The 22,011-nt window shown below is 72.2% G+C and carries 20 protein-coding genes and 1 pseudogene; 7 read left to right on the top strand and 14 right to left on the bottom strand.

The window, feature by feature from the left end:
* Window positions 1-56 precede the first annotated feature (56 nt).
* The 3 genes from AC0B9F_RS04505 to AC0B9F_RS04515 are packed head-to-tail and all read right to left on the bottom strand — an operon-like array spanning window position 57 to window position 1,771.
* Complete coding sequence (locus tag AC0B9F_RS04505; RefSeq protein ID WP_471998723.1) at window positions 57-722, bottom strand: class I SAM-dependent methyltransferase; 666 nt, start codon at window positions 720-722, stop codon at window positions 57-59.
* A gap of 9 nt (window positions 723-731) precedes the next feature.
* Window positions 732-920 (bottom strand): DUF397 domain-containing protein, encoded by a 189-nt coding sequence (locus AC0B9F_RS04510; RefSeq protein WP_471998724.1) that lies wholly within the window; start codon window positions 918-920, stop codon window positions 732-734.
* An 8-nt stretch (window positions 921-928) separates the two neighbouring features.
* The gene (locus tag AC0B9F_RS04515; RefSeq protein WP_471998725.1) at window positions 929-1,771 is read right to left on the bottom strand and encodes a helix-turn-helix domain-containing protein; all 843 of its coding nucleotides are present in this window, start codon (window positions 1,769-1,771) and stop codon (window positions 929-931) included.
* A gap of 202 nt (window positions 1,772-1,973) precedes the next feature.
* On the opposite strand from AC0B9F_RS04515, the gene AC0B9F_RS04520 reads away from it, so the two are divergent.
* Window positions 1,974-2,384: an ATP-binding protein gene (locus tag AC0B9F_RS04520; protein WP_471998726.1), complete on the top strand. Its 411-nt coding sequence runs from the start codon at window positions 1,974-1,976 to the stop codon at window positions 2,382-2,384.
* Window positions 2,385-2,936 (top strand): annotated as a pseudogene (locus tag AC0B9F_RS04525) (hypothetical protein); the annotation flags it as partial.
* 45 nt (window positions 2,937-2,981) lie between these two features.
* Here AC0B9F_RS04525 and AC0B9F_RS04530 read toward each other — a convergent pair.
* The 3 genes from AC0B9F_RS04530 to AC0B9F_RS04540 are packed head-to-tail and all read right to left on the bottom strand — an operon-like array spanning window position 2,982 to window position 4,385.
* The gene (locus AC0B9F_RS04530) at window positions 2,982-3,434 is read right to left on the bottom strand and encodes a hypothetical protein (protein ID WP_471998727.1); all 453 of its coding nucleotides are present in this window, start codon (window positions 3,432-3,434) and stop codon (window positions 2,982-2,984) included.
* Entirely contained in the window at window positions 3,431-3,952 is a 522-nt protein-coding gene (locus AC0B9F_RS04535; protein WP_471998728.1) for an RNA polymerase sigma factor, read from the bottom strand. The genes AC0B9F_RS04530 and AC0B9F_RS04535 overlap by 4 nt, the downstream gene beginning before the upstream one ends.
* Window positions 3,933-4,385: a DUF3995 domain-containing protein gene (locus AC0B9F_RS04540; RefSeq protein WP_471998729.1), complete on the bottom strand. Its 453-nt coding sequence runs from the start codon at window positions 4,383-4,385 to the stop codon at window positions 3,933-3,935. The genes AC0B9F_RS04535 and AC0B9F_RS04540 overlap by 20 nt, the downstream gene beginning before the upstream one ends.
* Window positions 4,386-4,647: 262 nt before the next feature.
* Between AC0B9F_RS04540 and AC0B9F_RS04545 the strand changes: the two genes are divergently transcribed.
* A complete protein-coding gene (locus AC0B9F_RS04545; RefSeq protein ID WP_471998730.1) occupies window positions 4,648-5,550 on the top strand; it encodes a ribokinase in 903 nt (300 codons plus the stop codon).
* Window positions 5,551-5,741: 191 nt separating this feature from the next.
* On the opposite strand, the gene AC0B9F_RS04550 is transcribed toward AC0B9F_RS04545, so the two are convergent.
* From AC0B9F_RS04550 to AC0B9F_RS04560, 3 genes are read right to left on the bottom strand one after another with little or no spacing between them, the layout of a single operon-like run.
* A complete protein-coding gene (locus tag AC0B9F_RS04550) occupies window positions 5,742-6,542 on the bottom strand; it encodes a sugar phosphate isomerase/epimerase family protein (protein ID WP_471999004.1) in 801 nt (266 codons plus the stop codon).
* 32 nt (window positions 6,543-6,574) lie between these two features.
* The gene (locus tag AC0B9F_RS04555; protein ID WP_471998731.1) at window positions 6,575-7,726 is read right to left on the bottom strand and encodes a dihydrodipicolinate synthase family protein; all 1,152 of its coding nucleotides are present in this window, start codon (window positions 7,724-7,726) and stop codon (window positions 6,575-6,577) included.
* The gene (locus AC0B9F_RS04560) at window positions 7,723-8,874 is read right to left on the bottom strand and encodes a Gfo/Idh/MocA family protein (RefSeq protein WP_471998732.1); all 1,152 of its coding nucleotides are present in this window, start codon (window positions 8,872-8,874) and stop codon (window positions 7,723-7,725) included. The genes AC0B9F_RS04555 and AC0B9F_RS04560 overlap by 4 nt, the downstream gene beginning before the upstream one ends.
* Before the next feature lie 363 nt (window positions 8,875-9,237).
* On the opposite strand from AC0B9F_RS04560, the gene AC0B9F_RS04565 reads away from it, so the two are divergent.
* The 3 genes from AC0B9F_RS04565 to AC0B9F_RS04575 all read left to right on the top strand — a co-directional run bounded on the left by AC0B9F_RS04565 (window position 9,238) and on the right by AC0B9F_RS04575 (window position 12,258).
* On the top strand, window positions 9,238-10,287 hold the full coding sequence (locus tag AC0B9F_RS04565) for a LacI family DNA-binding transcriptional regulator (protein WP_471998733.1): 1,050 nt from the start codon (window positions 9,238-9,240) through the stop codon (window positions 10,285-10,287).
* Window positions 10,288-10,815: 528 nt separating this feature from the next.
* The gene (locus AC0B9F_RS04570; protein WP_471998734.1) at window positions 10,816-11,409 is read left to right on the top strand and encodes a dihydrofolate reductase family protein; all 594 of its coding nucleotides are present in this window, start codon (window positions 10,816-10,818) and stop codon (window positions 11,407-11,409) included.
* A 48-nt stretch (window positions 11,410-11,457) separates the two neighbouring features.
* A complete protein-coding gene (locus AC0B9F_RS04575; protein ID WP_471998735.1) occupies window positions 11,458-12,258 on the top strand; it encodes a sugar phosphate isomerase/epimerase family protein in 801 nt (266 codons plus the stop codon).
* A gap of 26 nt (window positions 12,259-12,284) precedes the next feature.
* Here the strand turns inward: AC0B9F_RS04575 and AC0B9F_RS04580 are convergent, their stop codons facing one another.
* A complete protein-coding gene (locus AC0B9F_RS04580) occupies window positions 12,285-12,929 on the bottom strand; it encodes a GNAT family N-acetyltransferase (RefSeq protein WP_471998736.1) in 645 nt (214 codons plus the stop codon).
* Between the two features lie 191 nt (window positions 12,930-13,120).
* On the opposite strand from AC0B9F_RS04580, the gene AC0B9F_RS04585 reads away from it, so the two are divergent.
* Window positions 13,121-14,959 carry a glycoside hydrolase family 3 protein gene (locus AC0B9F_RS04585; protein WP_471998737.1) on the top strand — a complete coding sequence of 613 codons (1,839 nt, stop codon included), beginning with the start codon at window positions 13,121-13,123 and terminating at the stop codon, window positions 14,957-14,959.
* Between the two features lie 119 nt (window positions 14,960-15,078).
* On the opposite strand, the gene AC0B9F_RS04590 is transcribed toward AC0B9F_RS04585, so the two are convergent.
* The 4 genes from AC0B9F_RS04590 to AC0B9F_RS04605 form a co-directional block, all read right to left on the bottom strand.
* Window positions 15,079-16,491, bottom strand: coding sequence for a S28 family serine protease (locus tag AC0B9F_RS04590; RefSeq protein ID WP_471998738.1), 1,413 nt, complete (start codon window positions 16,489-16,491; stop codon window positions 15,079-15,081).
* 87 nt (window positions 16,492-16,578) lie between these two features.
* Window positions 16,579-16,974 (bottom strand): hypothetical protein, encoded by a 396-nt coding sequence (locus AC0B9F_RS04595; protein ID WP_471998739.1) that lies wholly within the window; start codon window positions 16,972-16,974, stop codon window positions 16,579-16,581.
* Between the two features lie 137 nt (window positions 16,975-17,111).
* Window positions 17,112-20,831 (bottom strand): ABC transporter ATP-binding protein, encoded by a 3,720-nt coding sequence (locus tag AC0B9F_RS04600; RefSeq protein ID WP_471998740.1) that lies wholly within the window; start codon window positions 20,829-20,831, stop codon window positions 17,112-17,114.
* Between the two features lie 151 nt (window positions 20,832-20,982).
* A complete protein-coding gene (locus AC0B9F_RS04605) occupies window positions 20,983-21,990 on the bottom strand; it encodes an esterase-like activity of phytase family protein (protein WP_471998741.1) in 1,008 nt (335 codons plus the stop codon).
* Between the last annotated feature and the right edge of the window lie 21 nt (window positions 21,991-22,011).

The following is a 22,011-nucleotide window of genomic DNA, read 5'->3' on the forward strand; positions in this document are numbered from 1 at the left end:
CGCCCGGGGTCCAGCCCCGGGTGCGGTCCGGCAGGACCCGGCTTGCCCGAGGAGGGTCACGGGGCATCCGGCCGGCGGCGCGCGAGCAGGATTCCGCCGAGGGTGCTCTCGGCCGAGGTGAGGGTCTTGCGCGTCTCGACGGCGAAGCCGGCGTCGTGGAGCCAGGAGGTCAAACGGTCGTGTCGGCGACGGTGGACGTACACCTTCATCGGGTGGCCGCCGTAGCCCTGCGTCTTCAAGGTCGACTCGTCCCCGACGTGAAAGCCGAGGAGCAACGGCGCCCCTGGGCGCAGCACCCGGCGGAACTGTCCGAACACCGAGGCGATCTCGTCGTCGGGGACGTGGATCAGCGAGTACCAGGCGACCACGCCGGCCATGGAACCGTCGTCGAGGTCCAGGTCCGTCATGGAGCCGAGTTCGAACCGGAGACCGGGATGGTCTCGCCGGGCCACCTCGAGCATCCCCGGCGAAAGGTCGATCCCGAACGCGTCTGCGCCGAGGCCCCGCAGATAGGCCGTGATCCGACCCGGTCCGCATCCCACATCCGCGACCGGGCCACCGCCGCGGGTGCGCACCAGGTCCGCGAACAGCGTCAGGACGGCACGTTCCTCGGGCGTTTCCTCAAGGAGGTTGCGCACCTGGTCGGCATAGCTGACGGCGACGGTGTCATAGGACGTCCGCGTGTCTTCCAGCCACTCGCCGGTGTCCGGCCGGTCTCCCATATCCGCACGCTACCGTCGGGAGGCCCGCTTCAGGGCTTCGACGAAGGTGGAGAAGGCGGCGGCCCGGAAGGTGAGCGTGGCGCGGGCCGGGTCCTTGGAGTCGCGGACGGCGGCGTGGGTGGGGGTGGTGGATATCTCGACGCATGAGTCGCCGTCACCAGGACCGGAGTAGGACGACTTCCGCCAGTTGGTGTCCATGGATCGCCTCACAGCTCTTTCGCCAGCCCGTGGATGAAGTCGCGCGAGTGCTCGGGGTCGAGCGACGCGGCCTCCACCTTACGGAAGAGCGTTCGAAATGCGGCGAGCTGGGCTTCGGAGTCGATGAAGGCCGCTCCATGCGGGCCGTCGCGCACGACCGTGTCCAGCTTTGGAACGGCGCCGCCCGCGTGGGTCATGGCGCTCGCAGCGCCCGCGAAGCCTTCCAGGCGGAAGGGGATGACCCGCACGGTGACGTGCGTCGCCTCCGATCGCTCCAGCAGGTGCGCCAGCTGTGTTCGCGCGGCGGCGCGGTCACTGACCATGATCCGCAGCGCGGCCTCATGGATGATCGCATCGTACGGGGTACCGGCGACCGCTTCCTTTCGCTGCATCCGGTGATGCACGCGCAACTCGAGTTCGTCGGACGGTAGTTCCGGGACGCGGTAGGCGAAGACGGCACGCGCGTAGTCCTCGGTCTGCAACACGCCGGGGATGAAGAGGAACTGGACCTCTCGCAAGGAGGTGGCGTGATGTTCCAGCTCCGCGAGATCGAGGAACGGGGTGGGCAGACGTTCCCGGTACTCCTCCCACCAGCCTCGCGTGCGGTCCGTTGCCATCGTCACCAAGGCTTCGATCAGCTCCGTGTCGGAGCACGAGTAATTGGCCGCGAGGCGTCGCACCCGCTTCTCACTCACCCCGGCGAGACCCGACTCGATCTGGCTGATGTGTGGAGGACTCACGCCGAGCAGAGCGGCCGCCTCCCGTGCGGTGAGACCCGCTGCGTCACGAAGCCTGCGTAGCTCGGCAGCAAGGCGCAACTGACGTGCCGTTGGCTCGGTCCGCATGGGCATGAACTGTTCCTCTCAACGCACCGGCGCACACCACCCGTTGGACGGCAGATTACGCGATCAGCTTGCGGCACATTAACAATTACCCCTACCGTCAGTGACACAGCGCACACGCAGCGGAAGTGCACCGCGCCGTCCTGCCATGACGGCTGCGACGAAGCCACTCTGCGTGAAATCCCCTTTCACTGAACGGAGTCGATGCTCCATGCCCGAAAACGAGACCTGGGACTACACGCTCTGCATCCCCAACGACGTCAGAGCCGTCACCGTATGCCGCCGCACCCTGCGCCTGATCCTGACCCTGCACGGGCTCATCGGCCTCGTCGACACCGCGGAGCTGCTCGCGGCCGAGCTGGTGTCGAACGCGGTCCGGCACACCAAGGGGCCGGCCGCGCTCAGGGTCCGCCGTACCCCGCACGGCGTGGTGTGGATCGGGGCCTGGGACACGGACCCCGCACCACCCGAGCCGCCACGGCCGTGGGAGCAGGTCACGGAGTCGGAGGAGGGCCGGGGTCTCGGACTGATCGTGGCCTGCGCGGACGTGTGGGGCTGGCAGCCGTCGGCCCGGTTCGGGGCCCGGGGGAAGTACGTCTGGTGCGAACTTGCCGCGGCCTAGCGGAGCAGCGCCACGGCGAAGTGGGCGTCGCAGCCGATCCGGTTCGGCTTCCCGGGCTGGAACTCGTTGATCGTACGGCCGATGGTGCTCGGCCCGGACAACGTTCCGGTGATCGCCGACGAGCGGCAGGCCGAGAGGGACGTACCCCTTGCGGTGCTCTCGGCGATGACACACGGGCGTGGGCCGCAGGCCCCGGCCATACTGGAATCCCTGGCAGCCGCCCTGCGGACCATCGACCCGGACAGTGCCGCGGTCTTCGTGCAGTTCGTCGACTCATGCCTGGCCGACCCCCAGGCGAAGCAGATGTGGAGGGACCTGATGACGGCGATCCAGTACTTCTGGCGACACCCGCTGGCGGAGCAGGTGCGTGAGGAGGGGCGGATTCAGGATCGACAGGAGATGACCCTCAGCATCCTTGAATGGCGGGGCATCGAGGTGCCCGACTCCGTCCGGGAGCGCGTGAGCGCCTGTACCGATCTCGATCAGCTGGAGGTCTGGGCCCAGCGTGCCGTGCATGCCACGGAGGCGGAGGAGTTGTTCGCCGGAGAGTGAGCCGAGGGGTGGCGCCTGCCGGGGACGGGCGGGCGCCGGCACCGCTCACAGCAGCGCCGTCAGCCGTGTCACGCTGCGGGCGCCCTCCCTGCGTACCCCCGCCGGGATCAGGGCCGCGCGGGTCGGTACGCGGACGCCGCCGGTGAAGGCGACCCTCGTGCCCGGGCCTTCCGGCGTCGCCGCCACGCCGATCAGCAGGAAGCGGCTCTGCAGCCAGCACCATCCGGGGCGGTGCACCCCGCGCAGACGGGCCCGCGGGCCGAACCTGCTGCGGGCCAGCGCCTCGACGCGCTCGCCCTGCCGGTGGACGACGCGCAACCGTTCCATGTCGGTCACCACCTGTCCGAACCCGCCCTCCAGGTCCCCGAGCAGGGACCACACCCGCTCGAAGGGCGCGTCCACGTACGCCTCGGTCACGTGCGCGCCGCGCACGCCGGCGGCCAGGGCGTTCAGGCGGCGCACGGGGTCGACATCGGTGGTGGGCCAGAACTCGTTCATGACGTCCACGCCTTCCGGAAGGTGTCGCGCGCCCGGTGGAGCCGCGATTTGACGGTGCCCGTGCGCACGCCGAGCAGTGCGGCGGCGGTGCGCTCGTCCAGGCCCTCCACGTCGCGCAGCATCAGCACCGCGCGGTGTTCGGGGGAGAGCCGGTCCAGTACGTCCCTGATGTCGGCGGAGAGCTGCGGGTCGCCCCGGGCCGGGAGCGTGCTCAGATCGGCCGGTACGGCGCGGGCGGCGCGTTGCGCGGTGCGGACCGCCTCGCGCACCGCGATGGCCCGGACCCAGCCGTGCAGGGCGGCCGGGTCCTTCAGCGTGCGCAGCGACCTGAAGACGGCGACCAGGGCCTCCTGCGCCGCGTCCGCCCTCTGGTCCAGGGCGATGGGCGCGCAGACGCGGCCCACGTACGGGGCGAGGAGGTCCAGGAGTTCCGCCATGGCGAGGGTGTCGCCGCGCTGGGCCGCGCGCACCAGCCGTACCGTCCGGTCACCGGGTTGCTCAGCCGACACGGGCCTCATCCTTCCACCAGGCCACGCGCAGGGCGGCGACGGCCAGGAGGGCGCACAGCGGGGTGTAGAGCGCGAGGTTGAGCCAGTAGAACGCGGTGCCGGTCTCCTTGGCGAACAGCCAGTAGATCCCGGCGAGCGTGCGCAGCGACAGACCCGCCGCCACGGCGAGGGCGGCGAGCCGCAGGATCAGGTGGCGGGGGCTGCGGGCGTGGGCGAGGACGCAGGCGGCGCCGGTCAGGAGGACGGCTACGAGAGGCAGCAGGACCGGCGGTGTGAAGGGTACGTCCGTGCCGAGGACCGCCTCGGACAGGCTGCTGTCGTCGGCCGCCGGCCAGGTGGCGCCGGTCGTCCAGTACAGGTGGAGCAGGGCGTCCGCGGTGAGCACCGACGCGACAAGCACGGCGGCGCGGGCGGGGGCGGTGGTGCCGGTCCGGTACGGCATGGGTCCTCCTGGGGCGGCTTCGGTAATCCGTCGCCCACCAGAGGAGCCGTTCACGCGAAACGTTCCCTCGAACACGGAAGTTGTCGGGACCTCGGCAGCCCCGATGCCCTCGCCGGCGGTCCGGGGCTGGCACGCTGTAGGCGTTCACGGCGCAGCGGCCGGCCCGGCCGGCGGTTCGCCGGGGCGAGATGACAGTGCCGGTGGAGGTCGTCGCGCAGGACGACGGGACCGGCTTCGGTGGCTGACGGTTGGGAGTCAACTGATGTACGACTACGACCTGCTGGTCGTCGGCTCGGCCAACGCCGATCTGGTGATCGGCGTGGAGCGGCGCCCGGCGGCCGGGGAGACGGTCCTCGGCTCCGACCTGGTCGTCCACCCGGGCGGCAAGGGCGCCAACCAGGCGGTCGCCGCGGCCCGGCTCGGGGCGCGTACGGCGCTGCTGGCGCGGGTCGGTGACGACGCGTACGGCCGGCTGCTGCTGGACTCGCAGCGGGCGGCCGGGGTGGACACGGTGGGGGTGCTGGTCGGCGGGGCGCCGACGGGCGTCGCGCTGATCACGGTCGATCCGTCCGGGGACAACAGCATCGTGGTGTCGCCGGGCGCCAACGGCCGGCTCACCCCGGCGGACGTGCGGGCCGCGGCCAGCGTGTTCCAGGCGTCCAGGGTGGTGTCGGCGCAGCTGGAGATCCCGCTGGAGTCGGTCGTGGAGGCCGTGCGGTCGCTGGCGGAGGGCAGCCGGTTCGTGCTGAACCCGTCGCCGCCGCGGCCGTTGCCGCGGGAGGTGCTGGACGCCTGCGATCCGCTGATCGTCAACGAGCACGAGGCGAAGGTGATCCTCGGGGACGCGGCGGTCGGCGACGCGCCGGAGGACTGGGCGCGGGTCCTGCTGGCGAAGGGCCCGCGCTCGGTGGTGATCACCCTGGGCGGCGAGGGGGCGCTGGTGGCTTCCTCGGCCGGCATCACCCGGGTGCCGTCGGTGAAGGTGGACGCCGTGGACACCACCGGCGCCGGTGACGCGTTCACGGCGGCGCTGGCGTGGAAGCTCGGCACGGGCGCGGCTCTGGCCGACGCGGCGGCGTACGCGGCACGCGTCGGGGCGGCGGCGGTGACCCGGCGGGGCGCGCAGGAGTCGTATCCGACCGCCGACGAGGTGGCCGCGCTGTGAGCCATGGCCGCCACACGTCTGCTTGAACGTCTTCGAGGGGCCCGGTCCGTCGACCGGGCCCCTCGGCTCTCCCCCCGTCGGAGCCCCTTGAATCCCCCCCGGGTTCCCTCCCCCAGAAGCTCCGACGCCCGGTACGACCGGCGAGGTCCGGAAACGGTTGTACCGCTTCCGCAATTATTTTTCCGGCCCCGTCAACCGATCACGTGGGTGAGGAACCGTTCCGCGGTCTCCGCGAGCACGTCCTGTCCGTCCCGCGCCCACAACTCCTCGTTGAACAGCTCGACTTCGATCGGTCCCGTGTACCCGGCCGCCTCCACGTACGCCGTCCACTCGCGCAGGTCCACCGCGCCGTCGCCGATCTGGCCCCGGCCGTTGAGGACGCCCTCGGGGAGCGGGGTGGTCCAGTCGGCGAGCTGGAAGGTGTGGAGACGGCCGCCCGCTCCGGCCCGGGCGATCTGCGCGGGCGCCTGGTCGTCCCACCAGATGTGGTACGTGTCCACGGTCACGCCCACCTGGTGGGCGGGGAAGCGCTCGGCGAGGTCCAGGGCCTGGGCGAGCGTGGAGACCACGCAGCGGTCGGAGGCGAACATCGGGTGCAGCGGCTCGATCGCCAGCTTCACGCCGTGCTCGTCGGCGCAGGGGGCCAGTTCGGCGAGCGCGTCGGCGATGCGTTCGCGGGCGCCGCGCAGGTCCTTGGAGCCGGCCGGGAGGCCGCCGGAGACCAGGACCAGGACGTCCGTGCCGAGGGTGGCCGCCTCGTCGACCGCGCGCCGGTTGTCGTCGAGGGCGCGGGCGCGCTCGGCCGGGTCGGTCGCCGTCAGGAAGCCGCCGCGGCACAGGGTGGTGACGCTGAGGCCGGCGTCGCGGACCAGCTTGGCGGTCGCCTCCAGGCCGTACGCCTGGACCGGTTCCCGCCACAGACCCACGTTGCCGACGCCGAGCCGGCCGCAGGCGGTGGTGAGTTCCGGCAGGGACAGCTGCTTGACGGTCATCTGATTGATGGAGAAGCGGGACAGGTCGCCGGTCACTGGTTCACTCCGTACAGGCTCAGCAGGGTCTTCATCCGCTCCTCGGCCGACTTGGGGTCGGGGAACAGGCCGAGGCCGTCGGCGAGTTCGTAGGCGCGGGCGAAGTGCGGCAGGGAGCGGGCCGACTGCAGGCCGCCGACCATCGTGAAGTGCGTCTGGTGGCCGGCCAGCCAGGCGAGGAAGACCACGCCGGTCTTGTAGTAGCGGGTCGGCGCCTGGAAGAGGTGGCGGGAGAGTTCCACCGTCGGGTCGAGCAGGGCGCGGAAGCCGGCCGGGTCACCGGTGTCCAGGACGCGGACGGCCTCGGCAGCGAGCGGGCCCAGCGGGTCGAAGACGCCGAGCAGGGCGTGGCTGAAGCCGTGGGCGTCGCCCGCGATCAGCTCCGGGTAGTTGAAGTCGTCGCCGGTGTAGCAGCGCACGCCCTGCGGCAGGCGGCGGCGCAGGCCGATCTCGCGCCGGGCGTCCAGCAGCGACACCTTGACGCCGTCGACCTTGTCCGGGTACGCGGCGATGACGTCCAGGAACACGTCCGTGGCCGCGTCCAGGTCCGCCGATCCCCAGTAGCCCTCCAGCGCCGGGTCGAACATCGGGCCCAGCCAGTGCAGGATCACCGGCTCGGCGGACTGGCGCAGGAGGTGGCCGTACACCTCCAGGTAGTCCTCGGGGCCCTTCGCCGTCGCGGCGAGCGCGCGGGAGGCCATCACGACGGCCTGCGCGCCCGCCTCCTCGACGACGGCGAGCTGCTCCTCGTAGGCGGCGCGGATCTCGGCGAGGGTGCCCCCGGTGATCTGGTCGGTGCCGGCCCCGCAGGCGATACGGCCGCCCACGGCGCGCGCCTCGGCGGCGGAGCGGCGGATCAGTTCGGCCGCGCCCGCCCAGTCGAGGCCCATGCCGCGCTGGGCGGTGTCCATGGCTTCGGCCACACCGAGCCCGTGCGACCACAGATGGCGGCGGAAGGCGAGGGTGGCGTCCCAGTCGACGGCGGCCGGGGAGCCGGGGCCGACGTCGGCGAACGGGTCGGCGACGACGTGCGCCGCCGAGAAGACCGTGCGGGAGGTGAGGGGGGCGCCGGGGGTGAGGGCGAGCGGCTCGCTGCGCGGCTCGTACACCCGCAGGCCGCCCCGGGCGTCGGGAAGGCGGACGGTCACAGCACGATCTCCGGAACCTCGATACGGCGGCCCTCGGCCGAGGACTTCAGGCCCAGCTCGGCGAGCTGCACGCCGCGGGCGCCGGCGAGCAGGTCCCAGTGGTAGTCGGCACCGGCGTGGACGTGCTTGAGGAACAGCTCCCACTGGGCCTTGAAACCGTTGTCGAACTCCTGGTTGTCCGGGACCTCCTGCCACTGGTCGCGGAAGACCTCGGTGGCGGGGACGTCGGGGTTCCACACCGGCTTGGGCGTGGCCGAACGGTGCTGGACGCGGCAGTCGCGCAGGCCCGCGACGGCGGAGCCCTCGGTGCCGTCGACCTGGAACTCAACCAGTTCGTCGCGGTGGACGCGGACCGCCCAGGAGGAGTTGATCTGGGCGATCGCGCCGCCGTCGAGTTCGAAGATGCCGTAGGCGGCGTCGTCGGCGGTGGCGTCGTAGGGCTTGCCGTTCTCGTCCCAGCGCTGCGGGATGTGGGTGGCGGTGAGGGCCTGGACGGACCGCACGCGGCCGAACAGCTCGTGCAGGACGTACTCCCAGTGCGGGAACATGTCGACGACGATGCCGCCGCCGTCCTCGGCGCGGTAGTTCCACGACGGGCGCTGGGCGTCCTGCCAGTCGCCCTCGAAGACCCAGTAGCCGAACTCGCCGCGCACGGACAGGATCCGGCCGAAGAAGCCGCCGTCGATCAGCCGCTTCAGCTTCAGCAGGCCCGGCAGGAAGATCTTGTCCTGGACGACGCCGTGCTTGATCCCCTTCTCCCGGGCGAGGCGGGCGAGTTCCAGGGCGCCGTCCAGGCCGGTCGCGGTCGGCTTCTCGGTGTAGACGTGCTTGCCGGCCGCGATGGCCTTTCTGATGGCCTCCTCGCGGGCGGAGGTGACCTGGGCGTCGAAGTAGATGTCCACGCTCTCGTCGGCGAGGACCGCGTCGACGTCGGTCGAGTAGTGCTCCAGACCGTGCCGGCCGGCAAGCGCCTTCAGGGCGTGTTCGCGGCGGCCGAGCAGGATCGGTTCGGGCCACAGCACGGTGCCGTCGCCGAGGTCGAGCCCGCCCTGGTCGCGGAGGGCCAGGATCGAGCGGACCAGGTGCTGGCGGTAACCCATGCGCCCGGTCACGCCGTTCATGGCGATGCGCACCGTCTTGCGTGTCACGTCAGTCCCTTCGTGGGCGCGGGGGGCGCCCGGTGGATCAGGCCGGTTCAGGCCGGTTCGGTTTGGTTCGGTGTGGTCCAGGCCGGTTCGGGTGGGGGCGTTCGGTTCGGGCCGGGTGGCCGGATCAGGGTGGGGCGGCCGGGCCGGGCCCGTCCATGAGGCGTGGGGCCACCTCATTCAGCAAGCGCTTTCTATCCTGGAAAGCTAGCTTCTGAGCAGTGGTCTGTACAAGGCTGCGGACCGGATGAGTTGTTCGAGGGGGCGAACACCCACGCCGGGTGGCCTTAAGGTCTGCTCGGAACCGTGGCCGAGGGCCGGGGTGTGTACGAGGGCGTACGACGAGATGCGCGACCGGAGGACGAGATGACGGTGACCCTGGCGGACGTGGCGGCCCGCGCGCAGGTCTCCCCCGCGACGGTGTCGCGCGTGCTGAACGGCAACTACCCGGTGGCGGCCTCCACCCGGGAGCGGGTGCTCAAGGCCGTGGACGAGCTGGACTACGTCCTGAACGGTCCCGCGAGCTCGCTGGCCGCGGCCACCTCCGACCTGGTCGGCATCCTGGTGAACGACATCGCCGACCCGTTCTTCGGGATCATGGCGAGCGCCATCCAGGGCGAGATCGGCGGGCCGGGCGGCCGCGCGGGCGGCGAGAGACTCGCGGTCGTGTGCAACACCGGCGGCTCACCGGAGCGCGAGCTGACCTACCTGACGCTGCTGCAACGGCAGCGGGCGGCGGCCGTCGTGCTGACCGGCGGGGCCATCGAGGACGCGGCGCACCAGGCGGCCATGGCGGCGAAGCTGCGCAAGCTGAGCGAGGCCGGTACGCGGGTGGTGCTGTGCGGGCGGCCGCCGGCGCCGGGCACCGGGGTGATCGCGCTGACCTTCGACAACCGCGGCGGCGCCCGGCGGCTCACCGAGCACCTCATCGGCCTCGGCCACCGGCGGCTCGGCTACATCGCCGGACCCGAGGAGCGCACCACCACCCGGCACCGGCTGGAAGGGCACCGGGAGGCGCTGGCCGCGGCCGGCATCGAGGAGCGGCCCGGCTGGACCGTGCACGGGCGCTACGACCGGCAGTCCGGCTACGACGCCACGCTGGAGCTGCTGCGGCGGGACCCCTCGCTGACGGCCGTCGTCGCCGCGAACGACTCCGTCGCGCTCGGGGCGTGTGCCGCGCTGCGGGAATCGGGGCTGCGCATCCCGGACGACGTGACCGTCGCCGGGTTCGACGACCTGCCGTTCAGCATCGACGCGGTGCCGTCGCTGACGACGGTGCGGTTGCCGCTGGCGGAGGCGGGGGCGCGGGCCGGGCGCATCGCGATGGGACGCGAGGAGGCTCCGCCGGGGGGGATTGCGACGGTGCGGGGGGAGTTGATGGTGCGGGGGTCCAGTGGGGGGCCGCGGGTGGGGTGACGTTGCCTCTGGCGGCGGGTCGTGTGTCGCGTGCGGGTTGCCTGCGGCGCTGGGTCGTGTGTCGGGTGCGGGTTGCCTGCGGCGCTGGGTCGTGTGTCGGGTGCGGGTTGCGTTGTGGCTGGTCGCGCCGTTCCCCGCGCCCCTTTGATGCCTGCGGCGGCCCGTTGCGGTCTCGTCGTGGCTGGTCTAGCGCCTACGGCCGGTTTCTGAGTCGGGGCCGGGGTGGGGGGTGTCCGTCCTCGGTCCGGCCGCCCGTTTCCGACTACGGCGCCGTTGCCCGGTGCCGGACGCTGCGGGCGGACACCCCCCACCCCGTCCCCTTCCCGCCGCACGCGGGTGCGGCGACGTCGTGGCGGGTGCGTCGGTGCAGGGCAGGCTTGTACATACCAGTGGGTACAGGGCGTGGGTTTCGTGTTGTGTCGGCGGCTTGGGTGGTACCGGTGTTTTGAAGCGCGCAAATGGGCCACCTGCGGGCATAGCGCCCCGATACTGGGCGGCGGGCACCGCACCGAGGCAGGAATGAGTCCCATGCGTACCGTGGCCAGCGAGTTCATCAGTCTCGACGGTGTCGTGCAGGCGCCCGGGGAGCCGGAGGACACCGACGACGACTTCGCGCACGGTGGCTGGTCGCTGCCGTACGTCGATCCGGAGGTCGTCGGCGGCGCGTTCGAGGGGGCGCTCGCCAAAGCGGGCGCGCTGCTGTGCGGGGAGCGGACCTGGCAGACCATGGCCACGCTGTGGCCGGAGCGGGCCGGGGAGATCTTCGCCGACCGGATGAACACGGTCCGTACCTATCTCGTCTCCGGCAGCCTGGACGAGTCCGACCTGCCCTGGGACAACATGAGGCTGATCCGGGCCGGTGAGGTGATGGACCGGATCGAGGACCTGCGGGCCACGCCGGGGGGCGACCTGCTGATCGCGGGCAGCCCGCGCCTGGTGCGGTCGCTGCTGGCCGAGGGGATGCTCGACGAGCTGATGCTGATGCGGATGCCGGTGCTGCTCGGCGGCGGCATGTCGCTCTTCCCGGCGGACGGGGTGCGGCGGCCGTTCCAGCTGGTCTCGACGGTGGCCGCGAAGACGGGGGCCGAGGTGTGCGTCTACCGGGCCGTGGCCCAGGAGTAGCCGCGGTGCGCACGTTTGAAGCGGCGGGCTGCGAGTAGGGTCCAGAGCATGAAGCTGGCGTTCTCCACTCTCGGCGTTCCCGGTCTGCCCCTCTCCGACGTGCTGAGCCTGGCCGGCGCGCACGGCTATCACGGCGTGGAGCTGCGTGCCCATCCCGAGGAGCCGGTGCATCCGGGACTCTCCCCGGCGGGACGGGCCGATGCGGCCGCCGCGTTCAAGTCGGCCGGTGTGGAGCTGCTCGGCGTCGCCGGGTACGCGCGCGTGGCCGCGCCGGGCGACGACGGGCCGGTCCTGGACGAGATCCGCGCCCTGCTGGAGCTGGCCCGCGACCTCGGCGCGCCCTTTGTCCGCGTCTTCCCCGGCGGCGGTGACGCGCGCTCGCGCGAGGAGGCCGACGCGACGGCCGCGCGGCGGCTCGGTACGGCCGCGGAGGACGCCGCCGCGCTGGGCGTACGGATCCTGCTGGAGACCCACGACTCGCACCCCACCGGCGCCGACGCGATCCGGGTCCTCGGGCCCGTCGGGCACGGCAGCGTGGGCGCGCTGTGGGACGTGATGCACACCTGGCGAGGCGGCGAGCAGCCGGCGGAGACCTACGCCGCGCTCGCCCCGCACCTCGGCTACGTCCAGGTCAAGGACATCGCCTCCGCCGACGACCCAACGCCGCTGGCGCTGGGCGCGGGGGTGCTGCCGCTGTCCGATGTGGTGGAGGTGCTCTCCCGCAACGGCTGGGACGGCTGGCTGTGCTGGGAGTACGAGAAGCGCTGGTACGAGTCGGCGGCGCCGCTGGCGGGGCTGCTGGACGCGGGGCGGGAGCATGTGAGCCGGCTGCTGAACGAGTCGGCCTGACGGGGGCCTCCGGGACGTGTCCCCGCTCACCTCACCGATGCCGGGCGCGCCTGCGCATACCGTGCCACCCGCTCCTCCAGCCGCCGGCGGCACTGCGGCCACTCCGGGGCCGTGATCGAGAAGACCGCCGTGTCGCGCAACCGGTCGTCCTCGCCCGGGGCCCAGGAGCGGGACCAGTTGCGCAGGACGCCCTCGAAGCGGGCGCCGACGGATTCGATGGCCGCGCGGGAGCGGGCGTTGCGGGCGTCGGTCTTCAGGTCGACGCGGGAGACGCCCCACTCCTCGAAGGCGTGCCGGAACAGCAGCAGCTTGGCCTCGGCGTTGACGCCCGTGCCCTGCGCCGAGGCCGCGAGCCAGGTGAAGCCGATCTCGATCGCGTCGAGCCGGTCCTCGGACCGCCAGCTGCGCGGGTCCCAGTACGACGTGGTGCCGACGACCCGTCCCGTCGCGCGGGACACCTGTGCGTAGGGGGCCTGTTGGCCGGCCGCCGCCCGGGCCAGGTGACCGTCGATGTACGCCCCCATCTCCTGCGGTCCGGGCACCGGGGTGAAGCCGTAGGTGTCCCGGTTCTCCTGCGCCGCCGCCGCGAGAGCGGCGGCGTGCCGGTGCTGAAGCGGCTCCAGACGCACCAGCGCGCCCTCCAGAACCGGTCCTTGCAGCGTGAAGCTCACCCGTCGTCACCTTTCCTGGCCCTGCGACGCTTTCGACGAGCGCAGAGTCTTCCTCAGCAAACACCTGCCGTCGACCGGGATTCCGCGCGGATCCGTGCTCTGCGCACTGTCTTGACTGGCAGAAACTTCCCGGATATTGGTGGCCTCTCGGAAGTTTCCTTCAGCGGTTCCCCCCTCCGGAAGGAGCGCACGTGCACCACGCCAGCACGGACAGCACGGGAAACACCGCACGACCTGCCAGACGCACCGTCCTCGCCGCTACGGCCGGCCTGACCGCCGCCCTTGCCGTCGGGCCCGTCGCCACCGCCTCCGCCGCTCCGCGCGACGAGCGGTCACTGCGCGACCTCATCTCCCGGATGTCCCTGGAGGAGAAGGTCGGTCAGCTCTTCGTCATGCGGGTCTACGGCCACTCGGCCACCGCCCCCGACCAGGCCGACATCGACGCCAACCTCGCCGAGATCGGGGTCCGCACGGCCGCCGAGCTGATCGAGAAGTACCGCGTCGGCGGCATCATCTACTTCGTGTGGGCGCACAACACCCGTGACCCGCAGCAGATCGCCGGCCTGTCCAACGGCATCCAGCAGGCGTCGCTGCGACTGCCGCGCGGGCTGCCGCTGCTCATCTCCACCGACCAGGAGCACGGCATCGTCTGCCGCGTCGGCAAGCCCGCCACGCTCTTCCCCGGCGCGATGGCGATCGGCGCCGGCGGCTCCCGTTCCGACGCGCGTACCCTCGGCCGGATCTCGGGTGAGGAGCTGCGCGCCATCGGCATCCGCCAGGACTACTCCCCCGTCTCCGACGTGAACGTCAACCCGGCCAACCCGGTCATCGGCGTGCGCTCCTTCGGCGCCGACGCGGACGCGGTCGCGGGGCTGGTCGCCGCCGAGGTCGCCGGGTACCAGCACGCGGGGGTCGCGGCGACCGCCAAGCACTTCCCCGGGCACGGCGACACCGCCGTCGACAGCCACTACGGCTTCCCCGTCATCACGCACAGCCGCGAGCAGTGGGAGACCCTGGACGCGGTGCCGTTCCGGGCGGCCGTACGCGCCGGCATCGACTCGATCATGACCGCGCACATCCAGTTCCCGGCGCTGGACCCCTCCGGCGACCCGGCGACCCTCTCCCGGCCCATCCTCACCGGCATCCTGCGCGAGGAGCTGGGCTACGACGGGGTCGTGGTCACCGACTCGCTCGGCATGGAGGGCGTGCGCAGCAAGTACGGCGACGACCGGGTGCCGGTGCTGGCGCTGAAGGCGGGCGTGGACCAGCTCCTCAACCCGCCGGACCTGGACGTGGCGTGGAACGCCGTCCTCACCGCCGTCCGCACCGGGGAACTCACCGAGGAACGGCTCGACCGGTCGATCCTGCGCATCCTGCGGCTCAAGGCGCGCCTCGGGCTGTTCGGCGAGCCGTACGTCAGCCACGCCGGCGTGGAGCGCACCGTCGGCACGCGGCAACACCTGGCGGCGGCCGGCCGGATGGCGGAGCGGACGACGACGCTGCTGGTCAACGAGGGCGCGCTGCTTCCGCTGAACCGCCGCGAGCACAAGAAGCTGCTCGTGGTCGGCGCCGACCCGGCGTCCCCGTCGGGCACCACCGGCCCGCCCACCGGCGTTCTCGCCGCCGCCCTGACCGAGCTGGGCTTCACCGCGACCGCCCTGTCCACCGGTACGGCGCCCTCCGCGGCGACCGTCGACCGGGCCGTCGCCGCCGCGGCGGACGCGGACGCGGTCGTCGTCGGGACGTACAACGTCACCGCTGGCAGCAGCCAGCGCACGCTGGTGCGGCGGCTCCTCGCGACGGGCAGGCCGGTGGTGGCCCTCGCCGTGCGCAACCCCTACGACGTGGCCCAACTGCCCGAGGTGCGCGCGTACCTGGCGTCCTACTCGTGGACCGACGTCGAACTGCGCGCCGCCGCCCGGGTGATCGCCGGGCGGGTCGCTCCGCGCGGGAAGCTGCCGGTGCCGGTGATGCGGGCGGACGATCCGGCGCGGGTGCTGTATCCCATCGGGCACGGCCTGGCGTACTGACGCCACGGTCCGTCGGGGAACGGGCCGCGCGGGCCGTGGCCGTCCGGTCGGTGTGACCGGACGGCCACGGCCCTGTACGTGCGCCTCGGTAGCCGGTCGGCTGCGCCCGCCGGGTGTGGCTACGGGCGCAGGGCGGGCTCGCGTTCGACGTCGCGCACGTCCAGCCGGCTGTCGAACTTCGCCAGCGGCACGGCCCGCGCGGTGTCCTGCTGGACGCCGGCCCACTCGAGGATGCGGGCGGTGGCCAGTTCCTTCTGCGCGGGCACCAGGCCGGCCACGTTGGCGCCGTGGTTCATGCCGGGCGCGGTGAAGACGTAGGAGTCCTCGGCTCCCTTGTCGACGCGGAAGCGCTCGCTGCCCCACGGGTCGTTCTGGCCGTAGACGAAGAGCATGTGGCGGGCGTTGTGCCGCACCCAGGTGTCGACGTCGCGCATCGCCCACGGCTGGAAGCGCATCGGGATCTCGCGCGGGACGAAGTTGCGCGGCGGCTGGTAGCCGTAGCGGATGTAGCGCTTCTCGATGTGCGGGAAGCGGATGGTGGGCGCGCCGAGCTGGGTGCCCGCCTGGTAGTAGTACGGCGTGTACGTCTGAAGGCCCTGGTCGGTGTAGGCGGAGAAGCCGGAGATCTCGTCGACGGAGGCCCAGATCTCGTCGTCGCTCGCGGTGGCCGCGTTCGCGGGGATCTCGTCGCAGTCGGCGAGGAGGCTGTACTGCCAGAAGCCCCACACGTAGTCGAGGACGACGGCCTCGTAGGCGCGGTCCAGGGAGCCGATGGTGGTGAAGGTGTAGCCGTTGGCGGAGGCGTACGCCGCGTACTTCTTCTCCAGCGGCTCGCGGCGCACCAGCGCCTCGCGCTGCACCGCGTTCAGCTTGTCGCGGCACTCCTTGGTGCCGACGGAGGCGAAGAAGCGGTCGTAGGCCGAGTCCTCGTTGTTCACCACGTCGTCGGGGGCGACGTAGGCGATGACGCCGTCCATGTCGCGCGGGTAGAAGCGCTCGTAGTAGGTGGCGGTCATGCCGCCCTTGGAGCCGCCCGTGGCGAGCCAGTTCCTGGAGTAGACCGGCTTCAGGGCCTCGAAGACGCGGTGCTGGTCGCTGGCGGCCTGCCAGATGTCGAGCTTGGACCAGTCGGCCGGGGCGGGCCGGGACGGGGTGAAGTAGCGGTACTCCAGGGAGACCTGGTTGCCGTCCACGATCTGGGTGGGCTCGCGGCGGGACGGGGTCGTGGAGACGTTGTAGCCGCCGGTGTAGAAGACCGTCGGGCGGCTGACGTCCTTGTGCAGCACGGTGATGCGCTGCTGGAACGTGCCCGCCGAGGGGTGCCGGTGGTCGACCGGCTGCGTGTAGTTCAGGACGAAGTAGCGGTAGCCGGGATACGGCTTCTCCTGGATCAGGCTCATGCCCGGTATCGAGAGAAGCCGGTCCTTGATGTCCTGGCTGCCGGAAGTGTCGGCGGCGGTGGCCGCGCCCGCCGCGCTCAGCGTGCCTATGAGCACGGTGAACGCCAGCAGCCATCTGAGTGCCTTGCGCATGCACCCTCCCTGTGAGACAGATGTGCGCCGGAAGCTATCGGAGCAACATCGTTTCCACCAGGGGGAGTTAAAGAAAGAGGAAACCGTTCAGCACAGAATCCAGCCGGAGTTGACCGATCCGCCGCCCACCGAGCCGGTGACGCGTACGCAGCGGTGCCCGGCGTGCACGGTGACCGGCCCGGCCCGCTGGATGAACCGTCCCTTGTCCACGACGGGCCGCCCGCCGCGCGCCTGCACGCTGACCGACATGACCTGCCGGGGCCCGGGGCGGCTGGGCACGGTGAGCGCGCAGATGTAGCCGTCGTTCCGGTAGACCTGCACGCTGCCGGTGGCGAAGGGCAGCGTCGCCACCCTGTGCCCGCCGCACCGCGTGGGCGCCGCGGCGGCCTCGGCACTGCCCGGCGCGGCCAGCGCGAACAGCCCGGCCGCGGTCAGCACACCCAGCCCGACCGCCGTCCGCCGCCGTATCCCACCCCAGTCCACAGTCGTCCCTCCCTGCGTCCGCACGACAAGAGGCGTACGAGTGTACGGACGCAGGACGTATGTCGGATGGTTGCACGACCGTCATGGACACGACGCGCGGGGGGCGCTGCGGAGGGAGCGACCGGGGGCACTGGCGGTCAGCGGGCGGCGCTCACCGGTTCCTCCGGCTCGGCCTCGCCGATGAACGTGCGCCACAGACGGGCGTAGTGACCGTCGCGGGCGAGGAGTTCCTCGTGGGTGCCGTCCTCCGCGACGCGGCCCTGGTCCATGACCACCACCCGGTCCGCGCGGGCGGCGGTGGTCAGCCGGTGTGCCACGACCAGCGTGGTGCGGCGGCCCGCGAGGCGGTCCGTGGCCTGGTTGACCTGGGCCTCGGTCGCCAGATCCAGCGCGGCCGTCGCCTCGTCGAGCAGCAGGACGTCCGGGTCGACCAGCTCGGCGCGGGCCAGCGCGATCAACTGCCGTTGCCCGGCGGACAGGTTGCGTCCGCGCTCGGCGACCTCGTGCAGATAGCCGCCCTCCAGCGTGGCGATCATGTCGTGCGCGCCGACCGCACGCGCCGCCGCCTCCACCTCCGCGTCGGTGGCCTCGGGCCGGCCGTAGGCGATGGCGTCGCGGATCGTGCCGGGGAAGAGATACGCCTCCTGCGGCACGACCCCCAGACGGTGCCGGTACGACGTGAGGTCCAGGTCGCGCAGATCCGTGCCGTCCGCCGTGACGCGGCCGCCGGTCGGGTCGTAGAACCGCGCCACGAGCTTGACGAGGGTCGACTTGCCGGCGCCGGTCTCGCCGACGAAGGCGACCGTCTGCCCGGCGGGGATGCGCAGGTCGACCCCGCCCAGGGCCTCCTCATCGTCGCCGTACGCGAAGTGGACGTTCTCGAAAGCGATCTCGCCGCGCAGGGACAGCACCTCCAGCGGCTCCCGCGCGGCCTTCGTCGACGTCGGCTCGCGCAGCAGTTCCTGGATGCGGCCCAGCGACACCGTGGCCTGCTGGTAGCCGTCGAAGACCTGGGAGAGCTGCTGGACGGGCGCGAAGAACAGGTCGATGTACAGCAGATACGCCACCAGCCCGCCCGTGGTGAGCGTCGCCGCCTCCACCCGGCCCGCGCCGACGATCAGCACCGCGGCCGCGGCGACCGACGACAGGAACTGCACGAACGGGAAGTAGATCGAGATCAGCCACTGGCCGCGGATGCGCGCCTGCCGGTAGCTGTCGCTGCGCTCGGCGAACCGCCGTCCGCCGTCCCGCTCGCGGCGGAACGCCTGCACGATCCTCAGGCCCGACACGGACTCCTGCAGGTCGGCGTTGACCGCCGACACCCGTTCCCGGGCCAGCTCGTACGCCTTCACACTGGCCTTGCGGAAGAAGTACGTGCCGACGACCAGCGGCGGCAGCGTCGCGAAGACGACGAGCGCGAGCTGGAGGTCGATCACCAGCAGGGCGGCCATGATGCCGAAGAACGTGACGACCGAGACGAAGGCGGTGACCAGCCCGGTCTGCAGGAACGTCGACAGCGCGTCGACGTCCGTCGTCATCCGCGTCATGATCCGGCCGGTCAGCTCCCGCTCGTAGTAGTCGAGACCGAGCCGCTGGAGCTGGGAGAAGATCTTCAGGCGCAGGGCGTACAGGACCCGCTCACCGGTACGGCCGGTCATCCGGGTCTCGCCGACCTGGGCCGCCCACTGCACGGCCACCGCGAGCAGCGCCAGCAGCGACGCCGCCCAGACGGCGCCGAGCGCCATCCGGGTCACGCCGCTGTCGATGCCGTGCCGGATCAGCACCGGCAGCAGCAGGCCCACCCCGGCGTCCACGGCGACCAGGGCGAGGCTGACCAGCAGGGGCAGTCCGAAGCCGCGCAGCAGGCGGCGCAGGCCGTAGGAGTCCTCCGCGCGGACCGCGGCCGCCTCGTCCACGGCGGGGGTGTCGGTGGCCGGGGGCAGCGCCTCGACCTGGGCCAGCAGCTCCGGCGTGGCCGGGGTGCCGTGCAGCGCCGCGTCCCGGGGCTCGCGCTCGCCCGCCCACAGCCGGGGCGTGATGCCGCGCTCGGCGTCGAACTCGGCGTCCAGCTCCTCGCGCACCGAGGTGTCCTCGGCGGGCGCGGCAGGCCGGCTGTGGCCCGGGGAGACACCGCCGAGCTCGTCGGGGTCGGTGAGCAGCCGCCGGTACAGGGCGCAGCGTTCCTGCAGCTCGTCGTGGGTGCCGACGTCGGCGAGCCGGCCGTCGTCGAGGACGGCGATGCGGTCGGCGAGGTTCAGGGTGGAACGGCGGTGGGCGATCAGCAGGGTGGTGCGGCCCCGCATGACCTCCTTGAGCGCCTCGTGGATCTCGTGCTCCACGCGGGCGTCGACGGCGGAGGTCGCGTCGTCCAGGACGAGCAGGCGGGGGTCGGTGAGCAGGGCGCGGGCGAGCGCGATGCGCTGGCGCTGTCCGCCGGAGAGGGTCAGTCCGTGCTCGCCGACCGTGGTGGCGTAGCCGTCGGGGAGCTCCTTGATGAAACGGTCCGCCTGTGCGGCGCGCGCGGCGGCCTCGATCTCCTCGTCACTCGCGTCGGGGCGGCCGTAGGCGATGTTGCTGCGGACGGTGTCGGAGAAGAGGAAGGAGTCCTCGGGCACCAGGCCGATCGCGGCCCGCAGCGACTCGAAGGTCAGCTCGCGCACGTCGTGGCCGCCGACCAGGACCGCGCCGTGGGAGACGTCGTAGAAGCGCGGCAGGAGCAGGGAGAGGGTGGACTTGCCGGAGCCGGAGGAGCCGACGACGGCGAGGGTCTCGCCCGGCCGGATCTCGAAGCTCAGCCCCCGAAGCACGGGGCGCTCATGGTCGTATCCGAAGGACACGTCGTCGAACTCGACGCTCGCCGGCGCGTCGGCGGGCAGCGTCTTCGTGCCGTCCTTCAGGGCCGGCTCGGTGTCGATCAGCTCCAGGACGCGCTCGGTGCCGGCGCGGGCCTGCTGGCCCACGGTGAGGACGACGGCGAGCATGCGGACCGGGCCGACCAGCTGGGCGAGGTAGGTGGAGAAGGCGACGAAGGTGCCGAGCGTGATGTGCCCGCGCACCGCGAGCCAGCCGCCGAGCGCCAGCATCGCGACCTGGCCGAGCGCGGGGACCGCCTGGAGGGCGGGGGTGTACCTGCTGTTCAGGCGGATCGTGCGCAGCCGTCCCGCGTACAGCCTGCGGCCGACCTCGCGCAGCTTGCCGGTCTCCTGCTCCTCCTGCCCGAAGCCCTTGACCACGCGTACGCCGCTCACCGCGCCGTCGACCACGCCCGCGACGGCGGCCGCCTGGGCCTGCGCGTACCAGGTGGCCGGGTGCAGCCTGCTGCGGCTGCGCCGGGCGATGTACCAGAGCGCGGGCGCCACGGCCAGCGCGATAAGGGTCAGCGGCAGGGAGAGGGAGGCCATGATGCCCAGGGAGATCAGGAACAGCAGGACGTTCCCGATGGTCATCGGCAGCATGAACAGCAGGCCCTGGATCAGCTGCAGATCGCTGGTGGCACGGCCGACGACCTGCCCGGTGGACAGCTCGTCCTGGCGCCGGCCGTCCAGCCGGGTGATCGTGCCGAACATGTCCGTGCGCAGGTCGTGCTGGACGTCGAGGGCGAGCCGGCCGCCGTAGTAGCGGCGCACATAGGTGAGGACGTACACGACCAGGGCGGCGCAGATCAGCACGCCGGCCCAGGGCGCCATACGGCGGCTGTGGTCGCCGATCACGTCGTCGATGATCACCTTGGTGACCAGCGGGACGACGGCCATGACGGCCATGCCGCCGAGGGAGGAGCCGAGGGCGAGGACGACGTCCTTGGGATACCGCCAGGCATAACCCCACAGTCGCCGAGCCCATCCCCGTTGCGGTGTCACTCCGTGCCTCCCAGTGGTCCTGCTCTACCGGAAGGCTCCAACACCGCCGGGCCACGATTTCATCCCCGCGCAACAAACGTTCGGCCGTCACGGGAGGGGGTGTGCAGCCGACGTATCGAATGTCCGTACGACGCCACGTACGGCAAGCTGCTCAGCCGGTCCGTACCCGCAGGAAGTAGAACCGGGTCGTCTGGGCCGCGTTCTGGTTGTCGTCGCTGACCAGCGTCACCCTCAGGGCGCCGTGGTCGCGGCCCGTGACCGCCATGCCCTCGATGTTGTCGAGCAGCGGGTTCGGCTGGGGCTGCTTCGCGGTGGCGCCGAGGGACGGGCACGCCGCGATGTCGGCCAGCAGGGTCTTGCTGATCGGGCGGACACCGGGCCGCCCGGTCAGCCATGCGATCCCACTGACGTCCGTCGCGTGGCGCGGATCGGCCAGGTAGAGGCGGACGGTGTTGCCGACGCCGGTGGTGAAGGCGCGCTCCAGGACGAGGAGGCGGCCGTGGCCGATCCCCTGGACCTCGGCGACGCCGAGGCCGGGGTCGGTGCGGTAGGCGTACTGGGCGGCGAGGCTGAAGCTGCCCGCGCGGCGCTCCCAGGTCTGGAAGCGGACGGTGTCCGCCGGGTCGCCGGTCAGCGGGTACTCCATCGACGCCAGCAGGGTGCGGCCGTCCGGCAGGAGGGTCAGGCCCTCGAAGGTGCCGTTGGGCCGTGCGCGGCCGGCCGGGGCGGCCCACAGCGCGTCCGGCACCGGCAGGCGCCCCAGGAGACGGCCGTCGGGGTCGTAGCGGCGTACCGATGGCTCGATCTCGGAGGTGATCAGCCGGCTGCCGTCCCGGTCGACCGCCAGGCCCTCGGAGTCGAGCCGCGCCCCGCTCTCGTCGGCGAGCGGCACCACGGACGTCGGTGTGAGCGTCCGCCGGTCCAGGCGGAACAGGAAGGAGCGGTCAGAGAGAGCGGCCAAGGAGCCGTCCCGGTCGACGGCGAGCGCGGAGAGGTTGCCGACGAACTCCCCCCGGTACGTCTTCATGTCGAGGGCGTCGGAGAAGCCCTCGAGGGTCACGGTGGGCGAACAGGCGTGTCGTTCCTGGACGTCGGCGGGCCAGGCGGCGGTCAGGGAGGCGACCACCGCCAGGCCGGCGAGTACGGGTCCAAAGCGCATGCCGGTCACCGTAGGCGGGTA

This window comes from Streptomyces sp. NPDC097129 (genome assembly GCF_055668065.1).

What these genes read in the sequence shown, in the direction of transcription:
- AC0B9F_RS04505 (WP_471998723.1), bottom strand. Translation starts at nt 722, where the DNA reads ATGGGAGACCGGCCGGACACCGGCGAGTGGCTGGAAGACACGCGGACG.
- AC0B9F_RS04510 (WP_471998724.1), bottom strand. Translation starts at nt 920, where the DNA reads ATGGACACCAACTGGCGGAAGTCGTCCTACTCCGGTCCTGGTGACGGC.
- AC0B9F_RS04515 (WP_471998725.1), bottom strand. Translation starts at nt 1,771, where the DNA reads ATGCCCATGCGGACCGAGCCAACGGCACGTCAGTTGCGCCTTGCTGCC.
- AC0B9F_RS04520 (WP_471998726.1), top strand. Translation starts at nt 1,974, where the DNA reads ATGCCCGAAAACGAGACCTGGGACTACACGCTCTGCATCCCCAACGAC.
- AC0B9F_RS04530 (WP_471998727.1), bottom strand. Translation starts at nt 3,434, where the DNA reads ATGAACGAGTTCTGGCCCACCACCGATGTCGACCCCGTGCGCCGCCTG.
- AC0B9F_RS04535 (WP_471998728.1), bottom strand. Translation starts at nt 3,952, where the DNA reads ATGAGGCCCGTGTCGGCTGAGCAACCCGGTGACCGGACGGTACGGCTG.
- AC0B9F_RS04540 (WP_471998729.1), bottom strand. Translation starts at nt 4,385, where the DNA reads ATGCCGTACCGGACCGGCACCACCGCCCCCGCCCGCGCCGCCGTGCTT.
- AC0B9F_RS04545 (WP_471998730.1), top strand. Translation starts at nt 4,648, where the DNA reads ATGTACGACTACGACCTGCTGGTCGTCGGCTCGGCCAACGCCGATCTG.
- AC0B9F_RS04550 (WP_471999004.1), bottom strand. Translation starts at nt 6,542, where the DNA reads ATGACCGTCAAGCAGCTGTCCCTGCCGGAACTCACCACCGCCTGCGGC.
- AC0B9F_RS04565 (WP_471998733.1), top strand. Translation starts at nt 9,238, where the DNA reads ATGACGGTGACCCTGGCGGACGTGGCGGCCCGCGCGCAGGTCTCCCCC.
- AC0B9F_RS04570 (WP_471998734.1), top strand. Translation starts at nt 10,816, where the DNA reads ATGCGTACCGTGGCCAGCGAGTTCATCAGTCTCGACGGTGTCGTGCAG.
- AC0B9F_RS04575 (WP_471998735.1), top strand. Translation starts at nt 11,458, where the DNA reads ATGAAGCTGGCGTTCTCCACTCTCGGCGTTCCCGGTCTGCCCCTCTCC.
- AC0B9F_RS04590 (WP_471998738.1), bottom strand. Translation starts at nt 16,491, where the DNA reads ATGCGCAAGGCACTCAGATGGCTGCTGGCGTTCACCGTGCTCATAGGC.
- AC0B9F_RS04605 (WP_471998741.1), bottom strand. Translation starts at nt 21,990, where the DNA reads ATGCGCTTTGGACCCGTACTCGCCGGCCTGGCGGTGGTCGCCTCCCTG.